This is a genomic window from Pseudomonas sp. zfem003 (assembly GCF_032621675.1).
In the GTDB taxonomy this organism is placed as follows: Bacteria; Pseudomonadota; Gammaproteobacteria; order Pseudomonadales; family Pseudomonadaceae; genus Metapseudomonas; species Metapseudomonas otitidis.
This window is the reverse complement of record NZ_JAVYJG010000013.1, coordinates 18,579-39,756: the sequence shown is the minus strand read 5'-3', so window position 1 is coordinate 39,756 and position 21,178 is coordinate 18,579. Positions and strand designations below refer to the sequence as shown.

16 protein-coding genes are annotated in these 21,178 nt (G+C 69.0%); 6 read left to right on the top strand and 10 right to left on the bottom strand.

Translation table 11 applies throughout. The annotated features are described in order from the left end of the window. Nucleotides 1-5: 5 nt before the first annotated feature. Both RTK35_RS27405 and RTK35_RS27400 read right to left on the bottom strand, forming a co-directional pair. Nucleotides 6-971: a FecR family protein gene (locus RTK35_RS27405; protein WP_316909451.1), complete on the bottom strand. Its 966-nt coding sequence runs from the start codon at nt 969-971 to the stop codon at nt 6-8. After that, a complete protein-coding gene (locus tag RTK35_RS27400) occupies nt 964-1,503 on the bottom strand; it encodes a sigma-70 family RNA polymerase sigma factor (RefSeq protein WP_316909450.1) in 540 nt (179 codons plus the stop codon). Before RTK35_RS27400 ends, RTK35_RS27405 begins: the two co-directional genes overlap by 8 nt. Before the next feature lie 176 nt (nt 1,504-1,679). On the opposite strand from RTK35_RS27400, the gene RTK35_RS27395 reads away from it, so the two are divergent. Continuing rightward, nucleotides 1,680-4,604, top strand: a complete 2,925-nt coding sequence (locus RTK35_RS27395) for a TonB-dependent receptor (RefSeq protein ID WP_316909449.1) — start codon at nt 1,680-1,682, stop codon at nt 4,602-4,604. A 14-nt stretch (nt 4,605-4,618) separates the two neighbouring features. Here the strand turns inward: RTK35_RS27395 and RTK35_RS27390 are convergent, their stop codons facing one another. Together RTK35_RS27390 and RTK35_RS27385 are read right to left on the bottom strand one after the other, a co-directional pair. Next, nucleotides 4,619-6,130: a sensor domain-containing diguanylate cyclase gene (locus RTK35_RS27390; protein WP_316909448.1), complete on the bottom strand. Its 1,512-nt coding sequence runs from the start codon at nt 6,128-6,130 to the stop codon at nt 4,619-4,621. Between the two features lie 161 nt (nt 6,131-6,291). Next, complete coding sequence (locus tag RTK35_RS27385) at nt 6,292-7,206, bottom strand: LysR family transcriptional regulator (protein WP_044409016.1); 915 nt, start codon at nt 7,204-7,206, stop codon at nt 6,292-6,294. A 96-nt stretch (nt 7,207-7,302) separates the two neighbouring features. On the opposite strand from RTK35_RS27385, the gene RTK35_RS27380 reads away from it, so the two are divergent. Continuing rightward, nucleotides 7,303-8,310 (top strand): sodium-dependent bicarbonate transport family permease, encoded by a 1,008-nt coding sequence (locus tag RTK35_RS27380; protein WP_074967598.1) that lies wholly within the window; start codon nt 7,303-7,305, stop codon nt 8,308-8,310. A 63-nt stretch (nt 8,311-8,373) separates the two neighbouring features. Here RTK35_RS27380 and RTK35_RS27375 read toward each other — a convergent pair whose 3' ends face one another. Beyond that, nucleotides 8,374-9,963: an ABC-F family ATPase gene (locus tag RTK35_RS27375; RefSeq protein ID WP_044409009.1), complete on the bottom strand. Its 1,590-nt coding sequence runs from the start codon at nt 9,961-9,963 to the stop codon at nt 8,374-8,376. A 376-nt stretch (nt 9,964-10,339) separates the two neighbouring features. Here RTK35_RS27375 and RTK35_RS27370 point away from each other — a divergent pair, with 376 nt between their 5' ends. Continuing rightward, nucleotides 10,340-11,284 (top strand): L-threonylcarbamoyladenylate synthase, encoded by a 945-nt coding sequence (locus RTK35_RS27370; RefSeq protein ID WP_316909447.1) that lies wholly within the window; start codon nt 10,340-10,342, stop codon nt 11,282-11,284. 3 nt (nt 11,285-11,287) lie between these two features. On the opposite strand, the gene RTK35_RS27365 is transcribed toward RTK35_RS27370, so the two are convergent. Beyond that, on the bottom strand, nt 11,288-12,211 hold the full coding sequence (locus tag RTK35_RS27365; RefSeq protein ID WP_316909446.1) for a LysR family transcriptional regulator: 924 nt from the start codon (nt 12,209-12,211) through the stop codon (nt 11,288-11,290). 97 nt (nt 12,212-12,308) lie between these two features. Between RTK35_RS27365 and RTK35_RS27360 the strand changes: the two genes are divergently transcribed. Together RTK35_RS27360 and cysD are read left to right on the top strand one after the other, a co-directional pair. After that, nucleotides 12,309-13,166: a DUF6671 family protein gene (locus RTK35_RS27360; RefSeq protein ID WP_316909445.1), complete on the top strand. Its 858-nt coding sequence runs from the start codon at nt 12,309-12,311 to the stop codon at nt 13,164-13,166. Continuing rightward, a complete protein-coding gene (gene cysD, locus RTK35_RS27355) occupies nt 13,163-14,104 on the top strand; it encodes a sulfate adenylyltransferase subunit CysD (RefSeq protein WP_316909444.1) in 942 nt (313 codons plus the stop codon). Before RTK35_RS27360 ends, cysD begins: the two co-directional genes overlap by 4 nt. A 48-nt stretch (nt 14,105-14,152) precedes the next feature. Here the strand turns inward: cysD and RTK35_RS27350 are convergent, their stop codons facing one another. Both RTK35_RS27350 and RTK35_RS27345 read right to left on the bottom strand, forming a co-directional pair. After that, nucleotides 14,153-16,600, bottom strand: coding sequence for a DUF2309 domain-containing protein (locus tag RTK35_RS27350; protein ID WP_316909443.1), 2,448 nt, complete (start codon nt 16,598-16,600; stop codon nt 14,153-14,155). Further along, nucleotides 16,597-18,120: an NADH-quinone oxidoreductase subunit L gene (locus RTK35_RS27345; RefSeq protein WP_316909442.1), complete on the bottom strand. Its 1,524-nt coding sequence runs from the start codon at nt 18,118-18,120 to the stop codon at nt 16,597-16,599. Before RTK35_RS27345 ends, RTK35_RS27350 begins: the two co-directional genes overlap by 4 nt. 104 nt (nt 18,121-18,224) lie before the next feature. On the opposite strand from RTK35_RS27345, the gene RTK35_RS27340 reads away from it, so the two are divergent. Next, the gene (locus RTK35_RS27340; RefSeq protein WP_165667588.1) at nt 18,225-19,112 is read left to right on the top strand and encodes a LysR family transcriptional regulator; all 888 of its coding nucleotides are present in this window, start codon (nt 18,225-18,227) and stop codon (nt 19,110-19,112) included. A 64-nt stretch (nt 19,113-19,176) separates the two neighbouring features. On the opposite strand, the gene RTK35_RS27335 is transcribed toward RTK35_RS27340, so the two are convergent. Then, nucleotides 19,177-19,785, bottom strand: coding sequence for an FMN-dependent NADH-azoreductase (locus RTK35_RS27335; RefSeq protein ID WP_316909441.1), 609 nt, complete (start codon nt 19,783-19,785; stop codon nt 19,177-19,179). Nucleotides 19,786-19,906: 121 nt separating this feature from the next. Further along, a complete protein-coding gene (locus RTK35_RS27330; protein ID WP_316909532.1) occupies nt 19,907-20,920 on the bottom strand; it encodes an alpha/beta hydrolase family protein in 1,014 nt (337 codons plus the stop codon). Nucleotides 20,921-21,178 lie beyond the last annotated feature (258 nt).

Below are 21,178 nucleotides of genomic sequence, written 5' to 3'. Positions count from 1 at the left end.
GCCGCTCAGCGCTGGATGCGCATCCCCTCGCCGACGGCTTCGACCCGTACCCCATGGCTCTGCGCCAGCATGGCCAGCGCCAGGGGCAGGTCGTCGACGGGGAAGGTGCCGGACACCCGCAGGCTCGCCACGGCGGGTGACCAGGCCAGGGGCCGGTCGCTGTAGCGCATCAGTTCCTGCGCCCATTGCGCCAGCGGCATGTCCTCCGCCACCAGCAGCCCCTTGCGCCAGGCCAGGGCGGACTCGCGCGCGGCCTCGACAGCACCGAACCGCTCACGGCTGAAACGCACCTGCTGCCCGGCCTGCAGGACCGCCTCGTGCGGCACGGCACCCGGGTGGTCGAGGGTCACCCTCACCGCCCCCTGGTAGACGGCGAGCAGGGTCGCGTCCGGGAAGGTGCGAACGCTGAAGCGCGTGCCCAACGCCTGCATCAGCCCCTGCCCGGTGCGTACCCGCAGCGGCCGGGGCGGCACCTGCCGATCCACCGCCGTGGTCACGTACAGCTCGCCGCGCTGCAGGTGCAGCAGGCGCTGGTCGGCGCTGAAGCGCACCTGCAGGGCCGTGTCGCTGTTCAGCGCCACCTGGGTGCCGTCCTCCAGCCACAGCTCGCGGCGCTTACCCCGGGCCGTGAGGTAGTCGACGCCCGCCCGGCTGCGCTGCCACAGCCACCACCCCAGCGGCGCCGAGCAGGTGGCCAGCAGCAGGCTGCGCAGCACCGTGCGGCGGCTGCTGCCAAGCGGGCGGGACAGGGCCTGCCGGGCCAACCCCGGCGGCAACGTGCCCAGGCAATCCAGCAGCCGCTGGGCACGCTGCCAGGCGCGCGCGTGCTCGGGACCGGCGTGCTGCCAGCGCACCAGCTCGGCCTGTTCGGCAGGTGTCAGCGGCCGCTCCTGCATCAGCAGCAGCCAGGACGCGGCCTGTTCCAGCACGGTGGCAGCGATGGGGTCGCCAGGGGCGCGCAGGTCAGGCATCGGGCATCCGGCTCAGGCAAACCAGGTAGCCCTGGTGGATGTACTTCTTCACGGTGGGCAGGGCGATGTTCAGGGCCTCGGCGATGGCCTTCTGCTTCATGCCGTCCAGGGTCGCCATGAGGAACGCCTGGCGCACGGGCGGCCGCAAAGTGTCGAGCAGCGCGTCCACCTCATGCAGCGTCTCGAGGATGACGCTCTGCTGCTCCGGCGAAGGATGCTCCGGCTCCGGCAGCTGCGACAGCGCCTCCAGCCAGGCCTGCTCCAGGGAATGGCGTCGCCGCCAGCTGACCAGCACGCACTGGGCGATGCGGGTCAGGTAGGCGCGGGGCTGCTGGATGGCACCACTCTGGCTGGCATCGCGGCTCACCAGTACCCGCAGGAACACGTCCTGGGCCAGGTCATCGGCGACACCCCGGCCCCAGGAGCGCAACCGGTAGCTCAGCCAGCTGCGCAGCCAGCCGTGGTGCTCGGTGTACAGCGTGGTCACGGGGCAGCGCTCGGCGCGCAGGATCGGGGATTCGGGGGAAGTCATCGCGGGGGATCGGCACGGCAGGTCGCAAATGAAAACAATTATCACTAAAATCCGAGCCGCCACAAGCACGGATGAAAACAAGAACGATCCGCATATACCTTTTCCAATCTCGTGCGACAGAGGGAGTGACAGCCCGCAGCGAGTGGCGGGCCACACACCCTACGAGCGAGAGAACCATGCCTGCAGTCCACCGGCACCCCGCCGCTTCGCCCATGCCCATCCGCCTCTCCCCGATCAGCCTGGCCGTCGGCTGCGCGTTGATTGGCTGCCTGCTGGCCGGTGTCGCCGCCCCGGCCGTGCAAGCCACTGAGACGACCGCGCCCCACGACCGGCCGGACAGCGCCCACGACTACGACATCCCGCGCGGGCCGCTGGGTGCCGCGCTGGGCCTGTTCGCCAGCCAGTCCGGGCTGCTGCTGTCCTACGATGCCGACCTGACGCGGGGCCGCACCGCCCCCGCACTCAAGGGGCGCTACAACGTGGCGGACGCCGCGCGGCGCCTGCTGGCCGGCACGGAGCTGGACCTGCTGCCCGGGGCCGCCGGCACCTATGTCCTGCTGCCCCGGAGCACACCGCCCGAGGCCGGGCTCGAATTGGGCCCGACGATGGTCGGCGCCACCGCCCTGCTCGACGACCCGCAGGAGGCCTATCGCGCGCCACGTTCCTCCGTGCACCTGACGCGGGAGGACCTGGACCGCTTCGGCACCGTCTCGGTGGGCGACATGCTCAAGGGCGTGGCCGGCGTGCAGGTGGGCGACAGCCGCAACGGCGGCGCGCTGGACGTCAACATCCGCGGCATCCAGGGGCAGAGCCGGATCGCGGTGCGGGTGGACGGCTCGGAGCAGGCGCTGGATGTCTACCGCGGCTACGGCGGCACCCAGCAGCGCAGCTACATCGACCCGGACCTGCTCAGCAGCGTGACCGTGAACAAGGGCCCCAGCCTGCGTTCCGGGGCCATCGGCGGCGCGGTGGAGATGACCACCCTCGGCGTCGACGACATCCTCGTCGACGGCCAGGACGTGGGCCTGCGCGTGACCGGCAACCTCTGGAACAACGGCGTCGAACCCGCCAGCCGCGACGCCCACTCGCGGACCGAGGACCTCAGCGCCGTCCCCCGCACACAGCGCGGCAACCTGTTCAACTCGGCGGCCGAATCCGGCAGCGCAGCCTTCGCCTTCCACCACGAGCGGGTGGACCTGGTAGCCGCCTACGCCCACCGCAACCAGGGCAACTACTTCGCCGGCAAGCACGGCCAGGACCGCTACCGCCTGTTCGACCGCGAGGGCGACGAGCAGCCCAGCGTGGCCAGCACCTACAACGCCGGTGAAGAGGTGCTCAACTCCTCGGCAGAGACCGAGTCCTACCTGCTCAAGACCACCTGGCGGCTGGACGACGAACAGACCCTGGACCTTGGCTACCGCCGCTTCGACGGGCACATGGGCGAGATCATGCCCTCGGACATCTTCCGTTTCGGCACCGCCGGCATCTACCAGTACCCCACCAGTGACGTGGCGATCGACACCTACACCGCGCGCTACCACTACCTGCCCGCCGACAACCCACTGCTGGACCTCAACGCCGGCCTGTGGCTGACCGACTCGCAGACCAGCTCCCTCAGCGCCGCCTGGATGGCGCCCGCCTCCCAGCTGTACCGCACCGACCGCGCATGGACCCGGCAGGACGACCGGCGCATCGGCGGCGACCTGAGCAACGTGTCGCGCTTCAGCACCGACCACGGCGACTTCACCCTGGAGCTGGGTGGCGCCTTCCAGGTGGAGGACCTGAAGCCGCAGAAAAGCGTGGTCGTCACCCAGCACGACATCAACGCCAACCGCATGCTGCGGGACGCCTCGCGCCAGGAGTTCAGCTTCAACGGCAAGCTGGAGTACCAGCCCATCGAGGAAGTCACCCTGTGGGGCGGCGGCCGCTACAGCCACTACCGCACCCGCGACAACACCGTGCTCGCCGAGGCCCGCCGGGCGGACCGCGCGATGCGCTGGATCACGGTGGAAAGCCCCACAGGCTGGGGCAGCATGATGTGGTTCCCCGACCAGAACGGGCAGTACACCGCCGCCACCGACCCGCGCCTGAACAACGGCATCGTCTTCGGCAACAGCAACGAGCCGTTCAACGGCGTGCCCTTCGACAGCTTCGGCGCCACCCAGGTGACGGTCTCCCCCGAGGAAGTCAGCAACGTCGTCACCGGCTACGCCTACACCCCGCAGCGCGACAGCCACGGCGGCGGCTTCGCCCCGGCCTTCGGCATCAACGTCGAGTTCCTGCCGGACACCTTCGCCTACCTCACCTACACCGAAGGCATGCGTCAGCCCTCGCTGTTCGAGACCAGCCAGGGCACCCAGCAGGTCACTCCGGGCAAGCACCTCAAGCCCGAGCGCTCGCGCAGCTGGGAGCTGGGCCTGAGCGCCCTGCGCAGCGACCTGCTGGCATCAGGCGACACCGCGTCCGCCAAGCTGGCGTTCTTCGACAACGAGATCCGCCACTACATCACCCGCTACTACGACCCGAGCCCGGGCCTCTGGGGGCAGATGACCTTCAGCAACACCGACCGCTACAGCACCCGTGGCCTGGAACTGCAGTCGCACTACGACGCCGGGCGCGTGTTCGCCGACCTCTCGGCCACCTACTACCTGAAGACCGAAACCTGCGACGCGGCCTTCGCCGCCAAGCTGCGCGCCGTCGCCAGCCCCTACCAGCGCACCCAGGACACGCCGGACTGCACCCCGGGCAGCTACATGGGCTCGTACACCAACACCCAGAACCCGCCCAGGTTCTCCACCAACCTGCTGGCCGGCCTGCGCTTCTTCGACGAGACACTGACCCTGGGCGGTCGCATGACCCACACCTCCGGCCCCACCGCGCAGCTGGACAAGCCCTGGCAGACCGGCGCCACCACGCCGCAGATCGACTACCGCGCCGTGACGCTGTACGACCTGTTCCTCACCTACAAGGTGCTGGAGCACGCCGAACTGAACCTGTCGGTGCAGAACCTCACCGACCGCTACTACCTGGACCCGCTGGCGCAGAGCTTCATGCCGGCCCCGGGGCGCACCTGGCGGCTCGGCGTGCAGGCGCGGTTCTGACACACGGCCCGATGCTAGGCCGGCCCGGCCAGCTCTACGCGGTTTCGGCCAGCGTCCTTGGCCCGGTACAGCGCCTGGTCGGCCGCCTCCACCAGCGCCAGCTCGCCCCCCAGCAACGCCGGGCCCTGCAGGGTCGCCACGCCGATGCTGGCGCTGACCCGGCCCAGCGGGCTGGCACTGTGGGGAATCGCCAGCTCCGCCAGGCGCTGCAGGATGGCCTCGCCCACGGCCTGTGCGCCGGCCAGGTCGGTGCCGGGCAGGATCACCGCCATTTCCTCCCCGCCGTAGCGGGCGGCCTGGTCGCTCGGGCGCCGCACGCACCCCTGCAGGGCCTCGCCCACCGCCTTCAGGCACTCGTCCCCGGCGATGTGCCCGTAGGCGTCGTTGAAGCGCTTGAAGTGATCGATGTCCAGCAACAGCAACGACAGCGGCGTCCGCTCCCGGTAGGCACGCCGCGCCTCGGTGGTGAGGGTCATGTCGAAGCCGCGCCGGTTGGCCAGCCCGGTGAGCGGGTCGCGGGAGGCCAGGGCCTCCAGCCGGGCATTGCTCAGCAGCAGGTCCTCGCGGGTCGCCATGAGCAGCCGCTCGGTGCGGATGCGCCGGCGGATGTCGCGGATCAGCAGGTGCCCGACGATGCCGATGCCCCCCAGCATCGCCGTGGCCACACCCACGGTGAACTGCGTTTCGGTGCGCCAGGCCTGCAGGGTCTCGCCCTTGCCGACGGCCACGGTGGTGACCAGGGGCAGGTGTTCGTTCTTGCGGAAGGCATACAGGCGGTCCACCCCGTCCAGGCTCGACGTGAGTGCCGCCGTGCCCACCGAGTGCCCCACCAGGTACTGGGTGTAGATGGGCGACCCGGAGAAATCGTGGGTCATGTCCTGCTCACGGAACGGGTAGCGCACCAGCATCTGCCCGTTGGTGAAGGTGAGCGCGATGGCCCCCTCGGTGCCCACGTCGATCTTGCCGAACAGCCGGAGGAAGTTCTCCACCCCCAGCGTGACCGCCACCACGCCGGCGAAATGGCCGGGGGCGTCCTCGAAGCGCCGGCTGACGGTGATCACCCAGGCCCCGGTGGCGCGGCTGCGGATCGGCGGGCCGATGTGCACCTCGCGGGTCGGGTTGTCGCGGTGGAAGAGGAAGAAGGCCCGGTCACCGCTGTTGGCATTGGCCGGAACCTCGCCATTGGAGGACATCAGCCAGTTGCCCGCCGCGTCGTAGATGACGATGCCGTTGAGCTGGCTCATCAGCAGTTGCTGCTGGTCCGCCAGGGCATGCAGGCGCTCCATCTGCTCCGGCCCGGTGCCGTCGGCCTCCAGGCGCTCCATGAAGCCCAGCAGCAGCGTCGAACTCTGCCGGACGATGCCTTCGGCGTAGGTGTCCAGTGCCTGGGTCAGGTTGAGGGTGTGCACGTAGGCTTCATGCAGGGCGCGCTCGCGCGAGGCCCAGACCTTCCAGCCGACCAGGGCGATGAGCGAGACCACGATGATGGCCAGGAGCAGAGCGGTAAGACGGATATCACGTTTCACAAATGCACCACGCAGACTTCCATTTCAGGCGATGCGACGCTGCAAACCCTCGGCGAGTCGCATCGCACCCCTGACAACCTGGAAAAACAGACGACCGGCCACCCGCCCGCCCCGTATCAAACACCCGAACCGATGACAGCATCGGGGGGCCTGGAGGCGCCCTACTGCGACTGGCGCTGCCGGTACCAGGCCTGGGCCATGTCATCGAGGTGGGTGAGGAACACCGTCGCCAGGGGCGACAGGCGCTTGCCCCGGGGATAGAGCGTCCACCAGTTCGATTGCAGCGGGAATCCCTGCACATCCAGCACGGCCAGTTGCTCGTGCTCGACGATGGGTGCCAGGGCATGGCGGGAAATGACCGACAGCCCCATTTCAGAGGCCACCGTCTGCTTGATCGCCTCGTTGCTGCCCAGCTCCACCCAGACCTGGGGCACGAAGCCGACCTGCTGGAAATGCGCATCGCAGGCCAGCCGCGTACCGGAACCACGCTCGCGGAGGATGAAGCGCTGCTCCGCCAGGTCTGCAAGGGTCAGCCCCTGCCGGCCAGCCAGGGGGTGCGACTGGCTGGCGATCACCACCAGCGGGTTGGGCAGGAAGGCGTGGGTCTCCAGCTCCAGGTCGGCCGGCGGCATGGAGAGGATGTAGAGGTCGTCGCGGTTGTCCCGCAGGCGCGCCAGCACCGCATCGCGGTTGAGCAGCTCCAGGGCGATGTCGATCTGCGGGTGGCTGGCGCAGAAGCGTCCGAGCAGGCTGGGCACGAAGTACTGCGCGGTACTCGCCACCGCCAGGCGCAGGCGCCCCCGGGTCAACCCGCGCATGCCGTCGATACGCTGCTCAAACGAGCCCCACTCCTCCACCATCGCCTGGGCCGTCTCGGCCAGCGCCTCGCCGGCCTCGGTGAGGTACAGGCGCCGGCCGATCTGCTCGTACAGCGGCATGCCCACCGCCTCGGACAGCTCCTTGAGCTGCATCGACACGGTGGGCTGCGTGACGTGGCAGGCCCGGGCGGCAGCGGTGATGCTGCGGTGCTCGGCCAGGGCGAGGAACAGGCGCAATTGCCGGAACGTCGCATTCATAACCTTTCCTCTAATCTTTGCATCGTAATTATTGATTTTTGATTATGCATCTTGCGCACTAGCCTATGGCCATCCCTGCTCCCCTGGAAACCGACGATGGCCAACTTCCTCGACCCCGCGATCCTCTTCTTCCTCTTCGGCATCTTCGCCGGCCTGCTGAAGTCCAACCTGGAGATCCCCGCACCGATCTCCCGCTTCCTCTCGCTCTACCTGCTGATGGCCCTGGGCCTGAAAGGCGGCTTCGCCCTCGCCGCCTCCGGCTTCACCCCGGAAGTGGCGCGCTCCCTGGGCCTGGCCGTGGTGCTCGCGCTGCTGGTGCCGGCGCTGGCCTACCAGCTGCTGCGCCGCCTGCTCAACGGCTTCGACGCCGCGGCCCTGGCCGCCACCTACGGCTCGGTCAGCGCGGTGACCTTCATCACCGCCATCCAGTACCTGGAGAACCAGGGCCTGCCCTATGGCGGGCACATGGCTGCAGCCATGGCGTTGATGGAGTCGCCGGCGATCATCATCGCCGTGGTGCTGGCCAACACCCTGCGCCACCGTGCGCCCGCCCCGGCGGCGCTGGCCACGCCTTCGGGCACCCTGGCGGTGGGCGGGGCCCCGAGCGGCGGCGTCGGCCTGGGCAAGGTGCTGCACGAGTCCCTCACCGACGGGGCTCAGTTGCTGCTGCTCGGCGCCATGCTGGTGGGCCTGGTGACCGGCGCCAAGGGCCAGGCCGCCCTGGCACCGTTCTCGGTGGACCTGTTCAAGGGCATGCTCGCCTTCTTCCTGCTGGACATGGGCCTGCTGGCCGCACGCAACCTGGGGGACCTCAAGGGCCGTTCGCCCTGGCTGCTGCTCTATGCGCTGGCCGCCCCGCCGGTGCACGCCTGCCTGGCCCTGGGCCTGTGCGTGCTGGTCGGGGTCGAGGCTGGCAACGCCGCGCTGCTGATGGTGCTGGCGGCCAGCGCCTCCTACATCGCCGTGCCGGCGGCCCTGCGTTTCGCCATCCCCGAGGCGAGCCCCTCGCTGTACTTCGGCATGTCCCTGGGGATCACCTTCCCCTTCAATATCCTGCTGGGCATCCCGCTGTACGTCGGCCTGGCCCACCGGGTGCTGGGCTGAAGCCGGCCCGCCTCTGAAAACGAAAAACCCCGCCTGAGCGGGGTTTTTCCTGTCCGGTCGTGATCAGACGATCACGCCCTGGCTGCGCAGGTAGTCGTCGTAGGTGCCGCTGAAGTCGGTCACGCCGTTCTCCGACAGCTCGATGATGCGGGTGGCCAGGGAGCCGACGAACTCACGGTCATGGCTGACGAAGATCAGCGTGCCCGGGTAGTTCTCCAGCGCCAGGTTGAGCGCCTCGATGGATTCCATGTCCAGGTGGTTGGTGGGTTCGTCCATCACCAGCACGTTGGGCTTCTTCAGGATCAGCTTGCCGAACAGCATGCGGCCCTGCTCGCCCCCGGAGATGACCTTGACCGACTTCTTGATGTCGTCGTTGGAGAACAGCATGCGGCCGAGGGTGCCGCGCACCAGCTGCTCGCCGCCCTGGGTCCACTGGGCCATCCAGTCGAACAGGGTCATGTCGTCCTCGAAGTCCTCGGCGTGGTCCTGGGCGAAGTAGCCCACGTCGGCGCTCTCGGTCCATTTCACCTCGCCGGCCATCGGCGCCATCTCGCCCACCAGGGTGCGCAGCAGGGTGGTCTTGCCGATGCCGTTGGGGCCGATGATGGCAACGCGCTCGCCGGCCTCGATCTGCATGGACAGGTTCTTGAACAGCGGCGTGCCGTCGAAGCCCTGGCTGACCCGCTCCAGGGTCACCGCCTGGCGGTGCAGCTTCTTGTACTGCTCGAAGCGGATGAAGGGGCTGACGCGGCTGGACGGCTTGACCTCTTCCAGCTGGATCTTGTCGATCTGGCGGGCACGGCTGGTGGCCTGCTTGGCCTTGGAGGCGTTAGCAGAGAAGCGGCTGACGAACTGCTGCAGTTCGGCGATCTGCGCCTTCTTCTTGGCGTTGTCCGAGAGCAGGCGCTCGCGGGCCTGCTCGGCGGCGGTCATGTACTCGTCGTAGTTGCCCGGGAACAGGCGCAGCTCACCGTAGTCCAGGTCGGCCATGTGGGTGCAGACGCTGTTCAGGAAGTGACGGTCGTGGGAAATGATGATCATGGTGCTGTTGCGCGCGGTGAGCACGCCTTCCAGCCAGCGGATGGTGTTGATGTCCAGGTGGTTGGTCGGTTCGTCCAGCAGCAGCACGTCCGGATCGGAGAACAGCGCCTGGGCCAGCAGCACGCGCAGCTTCCAGCCCGGAGCCACGGCGCTCATCGGGCCGAAGTGCTGGTCCAGGGGGATGCCCAGGCCCAGCAGCAGTTCACCGGCGCGGGATTCGGCGGTGTAGCCGTCCATCTCGGCGAACAGCACTTCCAGCTCGGCCACGGCCATGCCGTCGTCCTCGCTCATCTCCGGCAGGCTGTAGATGCGGTCGCGCTCGGCCTTCACCTTCCACAGCTCGGCGTGGCCCATGATCACCGTGTCGATGACGGTGAAGTCCTCGTAGGCGAACTGGTCCTGGCGCAGCTTGCCCAGGCGGGTATTGGGTTCGAGCATCACCTGCCCGCCGGACGGCTCCAGCTCGCCGCCGAGGATCTTCATGAAGGTCGACTTGCCGCAGCCGTTGGCACCGATCAGGCCGTAGCGGTTGCCGTTGCCGAACTTGACGGAAACGTTTTCGAACAGCGGCTTGGGGCCGAACTGCATGGTGATGTTGGCGGTGGAGATCAAGGGTGTGTCCTACGGGATTGCAACGGTAATTGAGCGCCCTTTCCGCTACCCGGTCGTCGTCGATGGCGAACAGCCGCTGGTGCTCGCCATGGCAGGCGGCAGGCGCTCCCGGGCTTATGGGCCGGATCGGCAAGCAGCGATGGGAGGCGAGTCGGCAAACGGGGTCCAGCGGGGTTACGGGGCGTCCTGTGGCCGGTGCCCGGTTGGCATTCGGGCGCCCGGCGCGGCGTAAAGGGGCGCAATGGTAACACCTGGCGGGCCGAACCACAGCCCGCCCCTGCCGGATGGCGCCATGGCCGCGAGAGGCCTCGCCACGTCGCCCCGGACCTGCTAAAAGCTCGCGCGAATCGTAGCCGCATCTCCACAGAGCCCCGATATGCCCCACCTCACCCAGAACGCCCAGGCGTGCGCCGCCCGCCTGCGTGCGGGCCACCTCGTCGCCATGCCCACGGAAACGGTCTACGGCCTTGCGGCCGATGCTTGTCAGGAAGCTGCCGTGCAGCGCGTGTTCGAGCTGAAAGGCCGCCCCAGCAGCAACCCGCTGATCGTCCACCTGGAGCGCCAGGAGCAGGCCGAACATTGGGCCAGCACGGTTCCCGCCGCCGCCCGGCGGCTGATGGAGGCTTTCTGGCCGGGCCCCCTGACCCTGGTGCTGCCGGCCCGTGACGAGGTTTCGCGCTGCGTCACCGCCGGGCAGGACAGCGTGGCACTGCGGGTCCCGGCGCACCCGATGGCGCGTGCGCTGCTGGCCGCGTTCGATGGCGGCCTGGTGGCGCCCTCGGCCAACCGCTACATGTCGATCAGCCCCACCAGCGCCGGGCATGTCGCCCAGCAGTTTCCCGACAGCGACCTGTGGATTCTCGACGGCGGCGCGTGCGGAGTGGGCCTGGAGTCGAGCATCGTCAGCCTGCTGCCTGGCGATGCGCCACGGCTCCTGCGGCGCGGCATGCTGCCACGGGCCAGCCTGGAGGCTGTGATAGGCCAGCCGCTGGAGGACAAGGCCGGCGGGCTGCGCACCCCGGGCCAGCACCACCGTCACTACGCACCGGCCACACCGGCCCTGGCCTTCGTCCAGCCGCCGGTACACGCCATCGCATCGCCACGCTGTGGCTGGCTATGGTGCGGCCAGCCGCTGCCCTGCCAGGGACCGGCACTTGACCTGGGCGATGACCCCAAGGCCTACGCAGCGGGTCTTTACGCGGCGCTCTACCAGTTGGACGCCCTGGGCCTGGAACACCTGTACATCCAACTGCCGCCGGCCGACGAGGCCTGGGCCGCCATCCACGACCGCCTGGCCCGGGCAAGCCAGCGCCTGGCCTGAGGCTCACACCGGCAAGACAGGCGCCTCCAGCGGCAGCTCGGCGAACCGGCTGAACGCCTCCGCAGCCGGTGACGGGCTCTTGGTGCGCCAGCGCACCAGGTACCAGCGATTGGCAATGGGGAAGCCCTCCACATCCAGTTCGACCAGATTGCCCGGCGCGGTGTGGATCAGCGTGTGCCGCGAGAGGATGGCGATGCCCAGCCCCGCCGCCACGGACTCCTTGATGGCCTCGTTGCTCTCGATGGTCATCTGCGGCTTCAGCGTCCATCCCGAATGCGCGAAGTGCTCCTCGATGGCCAGGCGCGTACCGGAGCCCGGCTCGCGGGTGAGAAAGGGCTCACCGGCCAGCTCCGCCCACTGGATGCGGCGACCGGCCAGGCGGTGACCGGCCGGGGCGATGACCACCAGCGGGTTGTCGGCCAGTGGGGTCAGTTCCAGGTCGAGGTGGCGCGGGGGCTGGCTGAAGACGTAGAGATCGTCGCGGTTGTCCTCCAGGCGTCGGATCACCTCCGACCGGTTGGCGATGTTCAGCTCCACCTCGACCTGGGGAAAGGCCCGGCAGAACGGCCCCAGCAGGCGGGGCACGAGGTACTTCGCCGTGGTCACCGCCCCCAGCCGCAGTTGCCCGGCGGTCAGGCCGTTGAGCTGGGCCAGGCGCATCTCCAGATGGTCGAGGGCGTCGAAAATGTTCCGGGCCCCGGCCAGCACTTCGCGCCCGGCATCGGTCAGGTGCAGGCGCTTGCCCAACTGCTCGAACAGCTGCATGCCCAGGGCCTGCTCCAGCTTGGCGATCTGCGTCGAGACGGAGGGCTGGGCCAGGTGGAGCGCCCGCGCCGCCTCGGTGACACTCAGGCGCTCGGCAACGGCGAGAAAGGTCTCCAGTTGGCGAAAGGTGGTCTGGCGCGTGTGGAACCGGGGTCTTTTCATTGCTGATAACCAATGTATTACGCTTGGATAATCTATTTTCGACTATAGAAAGCCCTCGCGAAAATGCCTGCATCCCCGCTATTGCAGGAGACCCGCCATGACTGCCGCTTTCACGCCGCGCCGCCACGATGCAACCGCCACCCAGGCATCCCGCATTGCCTTTCTCACCTGCCATGACAAGGCCCGGCTTGTGGTCGACGCCCTGGCTCCGCTGGGCTTCGTCGTCGAACCGACCAGCGCCTGGGATACCGACCAGTTCGGCACGTTCAGCCGGGAAATCCCGCGCCAGGGCAGCGCCCACGATGCCGCACAACGCAAGGCCGAGCTGGCCTGCACCCTGGCAGGCACGCGCTACGGCCTGGGCAGCGAGGGCTGCTTCGGCCGTGACCCGCACCTGGGCTGGATGCCCTGGGACTACGAGATCCTCTGCCTATGGGATGCCGAGTTGAACTACGCGGTCTTCGCCATGGCCGGCTCCGGTGCCACCAACTATGCCCATGCCGAGATCGACAGCCTGGAGGCCGCGGACAGCTTTGCCCGGCGCGCACAGTTCCCCGAGCACGCGCTGATCCTCGGCCGCCCCGGCGAACCCTGGTTCCGCAAGGCCATCCAGGACCCTGCCGTGCTGATGGATGCGGTGGGCCAGGTGCTGGCGCACCAGCCTTCGGTGTGGCTGGAGACCGACATGCGCGCCCACCTCAATCCGCAGCGCCAGGTGGTGATCACCGAAGCCGCCCGGCAACTGGCGCGGCGCCTGGCCAGGCATTGCCCCCAGTGCAACGCGCCGGGCTATGCCATCGCCCGCCATGAACCCGGGCTACTGTGCGAAGACTGCGGGCTGACCACCGCCCTGGCGGCCGCCCACATCTGGGAATGCCCCGCCTGCCGACACCAGCAGCGGCAGGCCGTCACCCACCTGGCCAGCGCCGGTGACTGCGAACGGTGCAACCCATGACCGACGTCCCCTGCCCCGCCCGCTCCCCGGGCCTGACGAACCTGCGGGCCCTGGAAGCCGAGGCCATCCACATCCTCCGCGAGGTGGTGGCCACCTCGCGCAACCCCTGCCTGTTCTATTCCATCGGCAAGGACTCCACGGTACTGCTGCACCTGGCGCGCAAGGCCTTCTTTCCCGGTCCGGTGCCCTTCCCGCTGCTGCACGTGGACACCGGCTGGGAGTTCCAGGAGATGGGGCGGTTTCGCGACCGCCTGGCCGCGCGCCTGGGCCTGGACATGCGGGTTCACATCAACCCGGACGGAGAACGGCTCGGCATCACCCCGTTCTCCGCCGGCTCGGCCAAGTACACCGACATCATGAAGACCGAGGCCCTGAAGCAGGCGCTGGCGCAGTACGGCTTCGACGCCTGCTTCGGTGGCGCCCGGCGGGACGAGGAGAAATCCCGTGCCAAGGAGCGCGTCTGTTCCTTCCGCGACCCGCGCCAGCGGTGGGACCCCAAGCAGCAGCGTCCCGAGCTGTGGCAGCTGTACAACACCCGCATCAACGCCGGTGAAAGCCTGCGGGTGTTCCCCCTGTCGAACTGGACCGAGCTGGACATCTGGCAATACATCCACCTCGAAGGCATCGAGATCGTCGACCTCTACCGCGCTGCGCCGCGGCCGGTGGTCGAACTCAACGGCGCGCTGATCTGTGTCGACGACGAGCGCCTGCTGCCCCACCTGAGTCCGGCGCAGCGCGCCAGCATCCAGACCCGCTGGGTACGCTTCCGGACCCTGGGCTGCTACCCGCTGACCGGCGCGGTGGAATCCCGGGCGCAGACGCTGCCGGCCATCATCCAGGAAATGCTCCTGACCCGGACTTCCGAACGCCAGGGACGGGTCATCGACCATGACCAGGAAGGCTCGATGGAGAAGAAGAAGATCGAGGGCTACTTCTAGCGCTCCCCCGAAATGCCCCGCCCCAGACCCGGGGCGAGGCGTCGGCACTCAGGCGCGCTCCAGCACCTGCCATCCGTCGGCCGTCCTCCGCTGCAGGCGGGCCGGCTCGCCGTCCAGCTGCAACAGGTAGAGCCAGCCGTGGTGGACCAGATCGCGGACGGTGGCGTGCTGCTCGATCACCCGGTCGATCATGCCGGTGGGCGCCTCGATCACCACATGCAGACGGACGGGGCGATGCACCCACCGCTGCCCGTCATGCAGGGACTGGCGTGACAGACCGATGCGCAGGTCGCCCCCATTGCCCTCGAACACGCCGATATGGCCACCCACTACGTTGTGCAGCAGCTTGTTGCCGCTGCCGAAGCGCAGGTTGTCGGTGGTGGAGGCGAAGTACTGCAGGTTGATCCAGTGGGCCACCACCATGGGCGCGGTCATGATCAGTTCCAGCACACGCCCGCCTTCGTCCTGCTGCCAGTCGTAGTCGTGCAGGAAGGCCCGGCCCTGCAGGTCCACGCCACGGGTGCGTGCCCTCGGCGCCGCGATGAACCCGGCGTTGCCGGCCAGCCCCCACTCGGGACGCGTCTGGGCCCAGTCGCGGGCACGCCGCCGCAGCAGGCCGAGCAGCTTGCCGGGCTGGCCTTGCGCATCGGCCAGCCCCAGCCCGGCCGCGCGCTCCCGGCGCACCCGTGCCGAGGCCTCGTCCAGGGCCTCGCGCAGGCGCCGCCAGTTCGGCTGCAGGGCCTGCGGAACGGCGTCATGGTCGAACACCCGGACCTCGTCGGTGCCGGTGTTGTGGAGCCCGGCCAGCACATGGCAGGACGGCGGCAGCACGAACCCCCGCGCCTGCAACCCGCTACGCACATCGAGGTCGTTGAGCAGCCCGGCCAGGACCCGGGCGTTGACCTCGCCGGTCTGCCCACAGCACGCCCCACAGTCCAGGCCGGCGGCCTGGGGGTTGTTGGCACTCTGGCTGCCGTGCCCCAGCAGGAGCAGCAACCCGGGCACCGTGCCCTTGAGCCCCATCGCCAGAAGGATGCGCTCGGCAAGGTCGATGCGCTGCGCCAGGGGCACGGCCAGCAGTTGGGGCTGCAGTTGCCGCCACTCGTCACGACGCCACCCGCTGCGGTGCACGTCGTGGCCGGCACCCGCCGCCCCGAAGGTGCGCCCGATCAGGGCACCGGCATAGCCTAGGCCGAGACTCTCTACCAGGGCGAAGGTCGACGCCGGCAGGCGCTGGAAGACCTGCCAGCGCCCCTCGCGAGCCAGCCGGACCTGCCGCCGCGCTACCAGGCGCTCATCCAGGGCCGCATCGCCGCTGGCCTCGCTGACCTGCAGTTGCGCGGCCAACAGACCCGGCAACTGCGGCCGGGTGGCGGCGGTGCCCAGCGGGGTGTAGGCAATGGGCAGGCCGAAGAAGCCGGCGAAGCCGCCGGTCTCCAGGTCCGGGCAGGCGTGCTCCAGGGCACGACGCAGGGGCTCGGAACGCACATCGATGCAGAAAAACACCTTGGCCAGCGGCGCCCGGGGAACCGGCAGCGGCACGGCACCGCAGAGTTGCGCCTGCAGTTGCTCCTGCCAGGCCAGCTCCTCGGCCCGCTGCCATAACTGCAAGGCCCGCCAGCGCTCGTCGGGGGCCTGTTCGAGCCGGGCCTGCCAAGCCGCAAGCCAGTGGCTCCAGCGGCTTTCGCCGTCGCGCCGACCGTCATCCACCAGCACCTCCCAGGAGGCCCGAATGGCCAGCAGCTCCAGCAGGCTCTGGTCGTCCCCACCCTGCAACCGTGCCTGCCAGCGCTGGTAGGCACACCAGGACGCCCAGCCGATGCTGCGCAACAGCAGCGCATCGAACCAGGGCGCCCAGTCATTCGCCGACAGGCCCAGGTGCCGCGCCGCGTGCTCCAGCGCCACCTCCGGCTGCTCGGCAAGCGTGGCGACTCGTGCATTCAGGTCCGCACAGCCGCTGAGTACCTCCAGTCCCCGGTCCAGCAGCGTGCTGTCGCGCCAGGAGCGATAGAGGCCAGACGCCTCGTCCGGGCGCCAGTCGGCCTGCTCGCGATCGAACCACGCGGCGCAGCATTGTCCGATCTGCTGGGTGATCAGCACCGACCAGCCCGGCAGGGGCATGCCCGGCTCGGCGAGATCCTCCAACAGGAGCAGCCCCTGCGCGGGTTCGCCGGGGGTCTCCAGGGCCTGCAGCAGGGGATCGATGTGCGCCGCCTGGTGCTGTTCCGCCAGCGCCTGGCGCAGGTGACGCTCGGTGATCCGTCCTTCTTCCCAGGCCTGCCGGTAGTCATCGGGGGCGAGCGTGAGGCGACTCCCCGCGCGCAGCCAGAGCTGCTCGGCGACAGCCTGCCAGGGCTGGTGGCGACGCTCCCACAGCGGGCTGACGGCAATCATGCGGTCCAGCGGCCAGGTCGGCGCGATGCGTTCGCAGGCCTGCCGTGCCGCATCGAGCAAAGCTTGCTGTTCGAGGCCGACAGGGTGTTCATGGGCGGTCATGGCTGGTCTCCTGCAACACGGGACGATGCCTGCGGCGGGCTCGCCGCCCACAGGCGAAAGGTCAGGCGGGTGAAGTGCTCGTCGAGGTAGAAGCCGGCGAAGGCCAGCGGGTACAGACGCCGCGCCAGGCCCCCCTTCGGGCGGGTCAGGATCAGTGCCTGCACCAGGTACAGGCCGAGGAACAGCCCCAGCGCCAGCAGGGTCAGAGGAAGTGGCGCGACGGTCGGCGTGCTGCGCAGCAGCCAGGCGGCAGCCTGGTGCCACAGCAGGTAGGCGCCCACCAGCAGCACGAACATAGCCACGCCATACGGCAGCGGACCTCGGCGCAGGCACCACGGGGCCAGCCCGACGGCAAGAATCGCCAGGGCCACCAGCGGCAGCGCATGGCCCGGCCACAACGCATCCCACGCCCCCTTCACCAGCAGCAGGGCCAGGCCGGACAGCAGCAGGGCCGACACCAGGCTCAGCAGGTCCGGGCTCGGCGCGCTGGGGTACAGGGCCTGGTGCCGCGACTGGGCGACCGTCTCCCCGGCGGTGAGGAAGGCATGAGCCTTGTACAGCGAGTGTGCAAGCAGGTGCACCAGGGCCAGCTCATAAAGGCCCAGGCCACACTCCAGCAACATCAGCCCCATCTGTGCGCAGGTGGACCAGGCCAGGCGCACCTTGATACTGACGCGCGTCATCATCACCAGGGCGGCGAGCACTGCAGTGCCCCCGCCGACGATAACCAGGAGGCTTTGCGCCGACACCGAGGCGGAAAACAGCGGCGCGAAGCGCAGGATCAGGAAGCCACCGAGGTTGACCAGGCCAGCGTGCAACAGCGCCGAGACGGGTGTGGGCGCCTCCATCACCTGGATCAACCAGCCATGCACCGGCAATTGCGCCGACTTCAGGATGACCGCCAGGGCCATCAGGCAGGCCGCCAGCTGCAGGTCCCAGCCGAGCTGGCCGGTGGCCTGCAGCCGGACCTCGAGGGCATGGGTGATGGCCGGGATGGCGCTATCCCCGCTGGCCTGTACCAGCAGGAACGCCGCCAGCAGCAGGCAGGCATCGGCCAGGCGGCTGGCGAGGAACTTCTTATGGGCCACGACCCGGGCCTGGGGACGCTCACGGTAGAAGGTGAGCAACGGATGCAGGCAGAGACTGGACGCGATCCAGGCGCCCACCAGCAGGAAGAGGTCGGTACTGGTGACCACCGTGGCGACCGCCGCCAGGGTGCCGAGCAGGGCCAGCACGTAGCGCCGCTGGCCCGGCTCCCCCTCCAGGTAACGCCGGGAGTACTCGATGATCACCAGGGCCAGCAGGCTTACCAGAGCGATCATCGCCAGGCCCAGCCGGTCCCCCTCGAACCCGTGTGCAGCCGCCTGCAGCCAGGCCGCGAAGGCCAGGGCGAGCCCGACGAAGCCGGCACCCCGGGCCGGCCACCAGATGCGCCCGGCGCGCAGGAAGGCCGCTGCCAGCAGTGATAGCGCGTAGACCCAGGGCAAGGCCTGCGCCAGAGGAAAGGACAGATCGGACATGGGAAGGCTCCACCGAGGCGTGTTGATGGTCAGTTTCGGGGAGTGCTTGATCTATTAAAAATAGATAGATAAGAAGGAAACGTTCACTTTCTGGGAACGATCAGATGCGCCGGCTGAATTTCCATCACCTTCACTATTTCTGGGCCGTGGCCAAGGAGGGCAACCTGACCCGCGCCGCCGAGACCCTGCATGTCTCCCAGTCGGCGTTGTCGACCCAGATCCGTGCCCTGGAAGACCAGCTCGGCCATGCCCTGTTCACCCGCTCCGGCCGCAGCCTGCAACTCACCGAGGCCGGTCGCCTGGTGCTGGACTACGCAGAGACCATCTTCGCCCTCGGCAGCGAGTTGCAAACCACCCTGCTGAGCAGCCGCCAGGCCAGCCAGGTCCTGCGCATCGGCGCAGTGGCCACCCTCTCCCGCAACTTCCAGGAGAACCTACTGCGTCCGCTGCTGGGGCGTGCGGACCTGCGCATCGTCCTGGAGTCCGGCAGCCTGGAGGACCTGCTGGAGCGCCTGGCCCTCCACAAGCTGGACGTGGTGCTGACCAACAAGGCCGTCAGCGCCGACAGCCAGCGCACCTGGCAGTGCCGCCTGCTGGCACGCCAGGCGGTCTGCCTGATCGGCCCTCCCCGCGAGTCCTCCCGCCCCTTCGACATCCGCCGTGACCTGAACCAGGCGCGCCTGATAGTGCCGGGGCGCAGCAGCGATGTACGCAGCCAGTTCGAGGTCTACTGCAACAGCCACGACCTGGCGCCGATCATCTGTGCCGAGGTGGACGACATGGCCATGTTGCGCCTGCTCGCACGCGACTCCGGGGACATGGCCCTGCTCCCGGCCGTGGTGGTCCAGGATGAACTGCGCAACGGCACGCTCCAGCTCTACGCCGAGGTGCCGGACATCGCCGAACAGTTCTTCGCCATCACCCTGCAGCGCCAGTTCAGCCTGGCCATTCTCGAAGAACTGCTCAGCCGCACCTGGCCTGGCCCCCCCTAGCCGGCCAGCACGACAGCCATGAAAAAGCCCCGCCGAAGCGGGGCTCGTTCATCCTGCCTGCCGATCAGGCAGCCGCGAACAGCTCGCCGATGCGCGACTGGGCGGCCTTGAGGGCGTTGGCGCGGGGTTCCTCGCCGTAGGCCAGGCCTTCGGCACGGACGATCTCGATGTCGGTGATGCCGAGGAAGTTCAGCACCTGCACCAGGTAGGCCTCGTGGGCCTGGCCGCTGGGCTGGCCGGCGTGGATGCCACCGGCGGTGGAGACGATCACCACCTTCTTGCCACCGGCCAGGCCCTGGGGACCGGCTTCGGTGTACTTGAAGGTCTTGCCGGCGACGGCGATGCGGTCGATCCAGGCCTTGAGCTGGGTGGGCACGGTGAAGTTGAACATCGGCGCGCCGATGACGATGGCGTCGGCACCGAGGAATTCGTCCAGCGAGGCTTCGGACAGGGCGACCTCGGCCTTCTGCGCGGCGTCGCGCAGCTCGGCGGGGGTGGCACCGGCCATCAGGCTGGTGGCGGAGAGGTGGGCGTAGGCGTCCTGGGCAAGGTCACGGTAGGTGACCTGCACGGCCGGCTCGGCGGCCTGCCAGGCTTCGACCACGGCGCGGCTGAGTTGGCGGGAGGCGGACGCGTCACCGAGGATGCTGGAGTCGAGGTGCAGAAGTTTCATGGGAAGGCCCCTGTGTCTGGCGATCGGCGGAGTGCGATCGGAATGGTGGCCATCCTACCCATGCAGCCAAACGACGATTAGTCGGTGCATTTGCGATGCAGCGTCCCATCCATGAGGCGAATCAGCGCAGCGATGTTTGCAGGTCCGCCAGGGTGCGGGTGAAGAAGCGTACGGCCTCGGCGTCCAGCTCGCGGTGCACCTCCACCCGGTCGACCCCGTCGGCATCCTCGCAGACCTGGGGCACCAGGGCGTCCATCTCCTCGGAACAGGGCGCCATGAACACGAAGTGACCGGCACCCGGCACCAGGCGGAAGTCCGGCGGGTTGGGCAGCTTGCGCAGCAGCGCACGGGCGTTCTGCTCCAGCGGCACCACGCGGTCCTCGTCCCCGCTGTAGACCAGCACCGGCACCTGCACCGGCTCCAGCCCCTTGCGCCCGAACAGCACGCCAGGGGGCGCCATCAGCATCACGGCGCTGACACGCTCGTCGGCGAAGGGGTCGAGGTCGTCGCGGTCGGGCACCAGCTCGCCCTGGGTGCCGCAGGTGTCGTGGTCAGCCGGCTGCTGCTGGCAGTAGGCGCGCAGGCGATCCGGGTCGGGTTGGGCGCCGGCCAGGATCAGTGCGGTCTCGCTGCCGGCGGAGTAGCCGATGACGCCGACCCGCTCGGTGTCGAGGCCGCCCGCCAGCAGCGCATCGGACTCCGCCGCGTCGATGGCGGCGGACAGCTGCAACGGGCGGCCATAGAGGTTGCTCAGGGTGCCGGTGCGGCTCTGGTCCTTGTAGTTGTCGCCGGTGTGCAGCACGGCGAGCACCACGAAGCCGCGCCGGGCCAGGGCGGTGGCGAGGTCATGGTGGGCCAGCGGCGACCCGCCGTTGCCGTGGGAGAGCAGCACCAGCGGGAAGCGCCCGGCGGCCATGGGCGCATCCTCACCAGCGGCGACGTGGTAGAAGCCCAGGTCGCTGCTCTGCGGCTCGCCCCGTGCCGGGTAGAAGGCCACGGCACTGAGGCTGGCGCTGTCGTCGAGGGGGTCGCTGAGCACCAGACGGTGCACGCCGACGGCCTGGGCGGCCAGGGCATCGAGGGGAGCCAGGGCGGCCAGCAGGGCCAGGCCGAGGATGGCTGAAAGACGAACCAACATGGTGCTCACCTTCCGTTCCGGGTTCAGGGATCGGGCGCTCCGCCCCGCGTTCGGACCAGGCTCGCCTCCCTGAGCCGGCGCCACCGCCGATGGACCGGCAGTGAGCCTGAGGTGTTGCAGGTATCGCGCCAGTCTTGGCCTGGCATTCACCGATACGCGGAGCGTTCAAGATACACCGCTCCGACAACTGCGTAGGCAAAGGATTCATCAAGTCGACGAAATCCGCCCCCGAGTGCCATAGTGCGCCCTCTTCCG